The 6696-nt window shown below is 72.6% G+C and carries 5 protein-coding genes; all 5 read right to left on the bottom strand.

From position 1 onward, the window contains the following. Window positions 1-185, bottom strand: a 185-nt coding sequence (locus ABZU25_RS34195) for a hypothetical protein (RefSeq protein ID WP_355033500.1), incomplete at its 3' end; no start/stop codon positions are given. A gap of 175 nt (window positions 186-360) precedes the next feature. Further along, entirely contained in the window at window positions 361-1485 is a 1125-nt protein-coding gene (gene mraY / locus ABZU25_RS34200) for a phospho-N-acetylmuramoyl-pentapeptide-transferase (protein ID WP_355033501.1), read from the bottom strand. After that, entirely contained in the window at window positions 1482-2879 is a 1398-nt protein-coding gene (gene murF, locus ABZU25_RS34205; RefSeq protein ID WP_355033502.1) for a UDP-N-acetylmuramoyl-tripeptide--D-alanyl-D-alanine ligase, read from the bottom strand. Before murF ends, mraY begins: the two co-directional genes overlap by 4 nt. Next, window positions 2876-4399, bottom strand: a complete 1524-nt coding sequence (locus ABZU25_RS34210) for a UDP-N-acetylmuramoyl-L-alanyl-D-glutamate--2,6-diaminopimelate ligase (RefSeq protein ID WP_355033503.1) — start codon at window positions 4397-4399, stop codon at window positions 2876-2878. The genes murF and ABZU25_RS34210 overlap by 4 nt, the downstream gene beginning before the upstream one ends. A gap of 91 nt (window positions 4400-4490) precedes the next feature. After that, entirely contained in the window at window positions 4491-6590 is a 2100-nt protein-coding gene (locus ABZU25_RS34215) for a penicillin-binding protein 2 (RefSeq protein ID WP_355033504.1), read from the bottom strand. Window positions 6591-6696: the final 106 nt, after the last annotated feature.

Below are 6696 nucleotides of genomic sequence, written 5' to 3' on the forward strand. Positions count from 1 at the left end.
GTCGGGCCGGGCTTCGTCTCCCGCGCCGTCGGGCCGGGCTTCGTCTCCCGCGCCGTCGGGCCGGGTTCCGGGCCGCGCCGGTCGTTCGCGCGGCGGGACGGCACGGTGCCCGCCGAGCCCACTGACCGCCGCGGCCGGCCGGCCGTCCTGTCGTCCCTGTCGTCGGTGCCTCGTTCCTCCCCCACCCCGACATCATCACCGCTAGCCACGCCCGGCGAGCTCACAACGAAACCCCCGGCGTGTCGAACCGCCAAGATCCGCGCAACTTCGAGGACGTTGCGGCCTCAGAACTCGTCGAGGCAGCAACGTCGCCGAAGTTGCGCGGATCTTGGGCAGACGCCAGCGGCAATCGGGGTGTGATCAGGTCATGTTGGCAAGGAACTCGCTGTAGAACAGGCCCAGGGCGATGGCCACCCCGATGCCGGCGATGATCCAGAAGCGCACCACGATGTTGACCTCACTCCAGCCGGCCAGCTCGAAGTGGTGCTGGAGCGGAGACATCCGGAACACCCGTTTACCGGTGGTCTTGAAGGAGATGATCTGGATCACCACGGACATCGTGATGATCACGAAGAGCCCGCCGATGATCGGCAGCAGCAGAATGGTGCGGGTGGACATCGCCATGCCGGCGATCAGACCGCCCAGCCCCAACGCCCCGGTGTCGCCCATGAAGATCCGCGCCGGGGACGTGTTCCACCAGAGGAAGCCCACACAGGCCCCGGCCGCCGCCCCGGCTATCAGCGCGATCTCCAACGGGTCGCGGACCTCGTAGCAGTACGGCTGGGTGTAGTTCGGGTCGGCGCACCAGTGCCGGTACTGCCAGAACGCGATGAGCGCGTACGCGGCGAGCACCATCACCGACGCGCCGGTGGCCAGACCGTCCAGGCCGTCGGTGAGGTTGACGCCGTTCGTCGCGGCCATCACCACGAAGATGAAGATGATCACCGCGCCGACCTTGCTGACCTCCAGGAAGTCGATGTCCCGGATGAAGCTCAGCGTGGTGCTGCCCACCGTCTCGGTGTTTGTCGCCAGGCCCGAACCGTTTGTCATAGTGCTCGGGAACCACAGCGCGATCACCCCGAAGACCGCACCGACCAGGATCTGCCCGAGCAACTTGCCGCGCTTGTTCAGCCCGGCGCTGTTGCGCTTGCGCACCTTCAGGAAGTCGTCGAGGAAACCCACGGCGCCGGAGAAGACCATCAGCCCCAGCAGCACCAGCGCGGTGATGGTCGGCTCCACCTGGGCGATCTGCTGGTCCGGCAGGGTGGTCAGGGCCAGGTGCCCGGCCACGTACGCGATCACCGTGGCCAGGATGAAGACCACGCCACCCATCGTGGGCGTGCCCTTCTTGCCCTGGTGCATGGCCGGGCCGTCGGAGCGGATCGGCTGACCGGCCTTGAGCCGGGTGAACACCTTGATCGCGATGGGCGTGCCGAACAGCGAGACGATGAATGCCACCCCGATGGCGACGATGACCGCCCTCATCGGGTCGACTCCCCACCGGCGTCGACGCGCAGGGCGTCGGCCACCTCCCAGGTCCGGTACCGGGAGCCCTTGACCAGGACGACATCGCCCGGTCGTAGCTCGCCCAGCAGCACCTCGACGGCCGCCGCCTGATCGGTGAGCAGCACCGACTCTCCTCCCCAGTTCGCTACCGCTGTCGCGCCTTCGTGGATCGGCGCGGCCGGCTCACCCACCACGAGCAGCCGGTCGACACCCAGCTCGGCCGCGAGTCGGCCGACCTCGGCGTGCCCGTCGTACTCGAACGGACCCAGCTCGGCCATGTAACCAAGCACCGCGACGGTACGCCGACCCTGGCCGATGCTCGCGAGCGCCCGCACCGCCACCGCCATCGAGGCCGGGTTGGCGTTGTACGAGTCGTCGATGACGGTCACCCCGTCGGGGCGGTCGAAGACGTCCATCCGGCGGGTCGACACCAGCCCCAACTCGCCGAGGGCCGTCGCCAGCTCCGTCAGCGGCATGCCCAGCTCCCGGGCCACCGCCGCCGCGGCGAGCGTGTTGCCGACCTGGTGCCGGCCGGTCAGCCCGAGCCGCACCGGCGCGCGCCCCTCCGGGGTGACCAGGGTGTACGACGGGTGCCCCCGCTCGTCCAGTGTGACGTCCTCGGCGCGCACGTCGGCGTCCGGCGCCTCGCCGTAGCGGACCACCCGGGCCCGCGTCCGGCTCGCCATCGCGTCCACCCGCGGGTCGTCGGCGTTCAGCACGGCCAGCCCGTCCGGCGGCAGGGCCTCGACCAGCTCGCCCTTGGCCTGCGCGATGGCCTCCTGCGAGCCGAACTCGCCGATGTGCGACGTGCCGACGTTGAGCACCACGGAGATCCGGGGCGGCACCAGCTCACACAGGTAACGGACGTGCCCGATGCCGCGCGCGCCCTTCTCCATCACCAGGTAGCGGGTGTCCGGCCCGGCCTGCAGCGCGGTGTACGGGTGCCCCAGCTCGTTGTTGAACGACCCGGGCGGTGCCACCGTGGCCCCGAGCCGGGCGGTGAGCTGACCGATCAGGTCCTTCGTGGTGGTCTTGCCGGACGAGCCGGTCACGCCGACCACCGTCAACCCGGGCAGCCGGTCCACCGCGGCGCGGGCCAGCCGGCCCATCGCGGTCAGGGCGTCGTCGACAAGCACCATCGGCACCCCGGGCACCTCGCGGCTGCCGAGCACCGCCACCGCCCCGGCCCGGACCGCCGTCGCCGCGTAGTCGTGCCCGTCGACCTTCTCCCCCGGGAAGGCCACGAAGAGCGAACCGGGCCCCACCCTGCGCGAGTCGAACTCCACCGAACCGGTGACGGTGGCGGCCGGGTCGGCACCCACCAGCCGCCCGTCGACCGCCGCGGCCACCTCGGCCAGGCTCAGCGCGATCATCGCCGACCCGCCGGGTCACCGAAGCGGGCCCGCAGCGCGTCGGCCAGCTCGACGCTGTCGTCGAACGGAAACACCTCGCCCGCCACCTCCTGGCCCCGCTCGTGCCCCTTGCCGAGCAGCGCGATCACGTCGCCCGGCTCGGCCAACCGAACCGCCTCGTCGATCGCGGCGCGCCGACCGGACACCTCGATGATCCGGGCGGCCGTGCCAGCCCGGTACGCCCCGGCGAGCACCTCGGCGCGGATCTCCGCCGGGTCCTCGGTACGCGGGTTGTCGTCGGTCACCAGCACCACGTCCGCTCCCTCGGCGGCAGCCGCGCCCATCACCGGCCGCTTGCCCCGGTCCCGGTCTCCGCCGGCGCCGATCACACAGATCAGCCGGCCGACGCTCAGCTCGCGCAGCGCGGCCAGCGCGGCCACTATCGCGTCCGACTTGTGCGCGTAGTCGACCACCCCGCGCACGGGCCCGACGCTGTCGACCAGCTCCAACCGGCCGGGCACACCACCGCAGGCGGCCACGCCCGCAGCCGCGGTCGCCGGGTCCACCCCGGCGCCCACCAGTGTGGCGATGGCCAGCAGCGCGTTTGCCACGTTGTGCCGTCCGGGTAGCGCCACCCCACCGGGCAGGACCACCCCGTCCGGGCCGTGCGCGGTGAACCGCTGCGCGTACCCCTCGCCGTCCACGCCGTCGGCCCACCAGGTCGCGCCCTGGTCACCGGCCGCCGAGTAGGTGACAGTCGCCGGCTTGTACAGCGGCTGCAACGCCGGGTCGTCGTGGTTGAGCACCTCCACCGCACAGCGCCCGTCGAAGAGCTGGGCCTTCGCGGCGAAGTAGTCGTCACTGTCGGCGTGGAAGTCAAGGTGGTCGGAGCCGAAGTTGGTGTAACCCCCGACGGCGAACCGCACACCGCCCACCCGGCCCATGGCGAGCGCGTGGCTGGAGACCTCCATGACCACGGCGGTGACCCCACGCTCGCGGGCGGTGGCCAGCATCGCGTGCAGGTCGGTCGCCTCGGGGGTGGTGCGCACGCTGTCGATCACCAGGTCGCCGAGCCGGGTCTCCACGGTGCCGATCAGCCCGGTGGTGTGCCCGGCGGCCCGCAACCCCGACTCGACCAGGTACGCGGTGGAGGTCTTGCCAGCGGTGCCGGTCACGCCGATCACGGTGAGCGCGGCGGTCGGGTCGCCGTAGACCGCCGAGGCCAGCTCGCCGAGGACCGCGCGAGGATCGGGCACCACCAGGGCGGGCAGGCCACTCGCCGCCGCCAGCTCGGCGCCGACCGGGTCGGTCAACAGGGCCACCGCACCGGCCTCGGCGGCGGCGGCGGCGAACTCCGCGCCGTGCCGACGGGCGCCGGGCAGCGCCGCGTACAGGTCGCCGGGGCGAACCTCCTGGCTGGCGTGAGTGGCCCCGGTGACGGTCACCGTGGCGGCCTCCGCCGGGAGGTCGACGGCGAGCCGGACGGCGAGATCACCGAGCCGGACTCCGGTCACGGTACGTGGACGTGGATTGCCGGGCACGGCGTCAGACCCTACCCGGTCGTCCGGTTCCGGCCGTACAGCCGCCCCGGTGGTTCGTCGGCACTCACCGATGATGTCCCGCCATCGCTGCTCAGCGCGGATAGACAGTGAACTTGGGCGCGGAACCACCGGTGGACGGCGGCACGCGATAGTGACGCAAAGTGAACTGCATCATGTCGCGGAACGCCGGGTTGGCGATCGCCGCGCCCCCACCGCCGGGCGCGTACACGAAGACCGCGATCACGTACCGGGGGTTCTCGGCGGGGGCCATGCCGATGAAGGAGGACACCGTGTCGGGCTCGATCTTGCCGTTGACCAGCCGCGAGCCGGTGCCGGTCTTGCCGGCGACCCGGTAGCCGGGGACCGCGGCGGTGACGCCGGTGGCGTGCTCGACAGTGGTGACCGCCTCCAGCATGGTGCGCAGGGCTGCCGCGTTCTGCGGGCTGAGCACCGACCGGGTCACCGGCGCGGGCGCGGGGGTGCGCTTACCGTCCGGGCCGATCACCTCCTTGATGAGGTGTGGCTGGACGTAGGTGCCGTTGTTGGCGATCGCGGCGTACGCGGCGGCCATCTGCAGCGGCGTGGCGTCGACGCTGTGCCCGATCGGCACCGACCCGTGCGACGATTCGCTCCACTCGTCGGCCGGCAGCAGTCGCCCGCTGGCCTCCCCCGGCATCCCCTCGCCGGTCGGCTTGCCCAGCCCGAACCGCTTCTGGTAGTCGATCAGGCGGTCCGGGCCGAGCTTCTCGCCGATCGTGATGGCGCCGACGTTCGACGAGTAGGCGAGCATCCCGGGGATGCTCATCCGCTTGCCGCCGGCCGGGTGCGTGTCGGAGAACCAGGTGTCGCCCATCTTGATGCTGTTGGCGATGGGCAGCGTGGTGTCCGGCGTGATCTCCCCCTCCTGGAGGGCCGCGCCGTAGGTGATCGCCTTGTGCACCGAACCGGGATCGACGATGAAGCTGGTCGCCGCGTCCTCCCGGGCGACCGGGTCGCTGGGCGTCGGCTTCGCCGCGTTGTAGGTCGGATTGCTGGCCTGGGCCAGCACCGCGCCGGAGGGGATCTCCATGACCACGGCCGCGCCGGTGCCGCCCCGCACCTTGGCCATGCCGGCGCTGAGGATCTGCTGCGTCCGGAACTGCAGGTCGCGATCGAGGGTGAGGCCCAGCGAGCTGCCCGGCTTGGCGGGCGTGGTCCGGCTGTAGCCGCCCGGAATCGCCGCGTCAAGATCACGACGGCCGGCCTCGTACGTCCGCTTGCCGTCCTGGCCCGCGAGCACGTCGTTGTAGCGGGCCTCCAGCCCCTCCAGCCCGACCATGTCCTGACTGGTGAAGCCGATCAGGTTGGCCGCCAGGTCGCCCCCCGGCACCTCGCGACGCTCGTCGCGGTGCACCCCGATCCCGGGCAGCTCCAGCGCCTGCACCTGCTTGCTGGTCGAGATCTCCACCCCCCGGGCCAGGTACACGAATCGGGAGTCGTTGCCGTTCTCCAGCTTGCGGGGCCTGAGCAGCTCGGTGAGCTTCGACGCCGGGATGGCGAGCAGCGGTGAGAGCGCCTTGGCGGTGCCGGCCTGGTCCTCGACCTCGGTGGGGTCGGCGAACACGTACCGTGCCTCGACGCTGCGCGCCAGCGGGGCGCCGGTGCTGTCGTAGATCGCGCCCCGCGGCGCCGGCAGTTCGACGGTGCGGGTGCGGTCGGCGACGCCGCCGCCGGCGTACGCCGGGGCGTCGACCGCCTGGAGGACGATCAGCCGGACCCCGATGGCCACGAACAACGTCAGGGCGAGGACGGTGCCCAGCCGCAGCCGCAGCCGCGAGTCGGCAAGCTTCGGCGGGCGCGGTGGCTTGCGGGACGGCCGCCGGGCCGCCGGGCGGTCGGCACGGCGTGGCGCGCGCGGTGTGGTCCGTCGGCGCGGCGGCGGCTCGTCGACGCCCGGCCCACGGGGGGTACGCGGGGCGACGGTGCGCACCACGCCACCCCGTCCGGCGGCCGGGGCGTCGCGCCGACCGGCCCGGGCGGCGGCCCGGCCACCGTCGAGCACCTGCAACGCCGGCCGGAACGGGTCGCCGGAGCGGGTGCTGCGCGGGGTACGCCGTTGCTCGGCGCCCACAGCGCGCGGCGGCGTGCCGCGCTCGTCGCGGACGGTCCGGCCCCGTGGCGTGTACGCGCGGGCACCGGAGATGCCCCCGATGCCGGGCTCGCCGGTGCGCGGCTCGGAGTCGGTGGGGCTGGCGTCACGTGATCCGGCCGCATGGCTGGGGGTGGAAAGTTTTTCGGCTTGGGATGGGCTCGCGGCC

The sequence above is a fragment of the Micromonospora sp. NPDC005215 genome (assembly GCF_040607915.1).
Lineage (GTDB): Bacteria > Actinomycetota > Actinomycetes > Mycobacteriales > Micromonosporaceae > Micromonospora.

Bases quoted from the DNA above. Each gene is read 5' to 3' on its own strand.
- mraY (WP_355033501.1), bottom strand. From the start codon at position 1,485: ATGAGGGCGGTCATCGTCGCCATCGGGGTGGCATTCATCGTCTCGCTG.
- murF (WP_355033502.1), bottom strand. From the start codon at position 2,879: ATGATCGCGCTGAGCCTGGCCGAGGTGGCCGCGGCGGTCGACGGGCGG.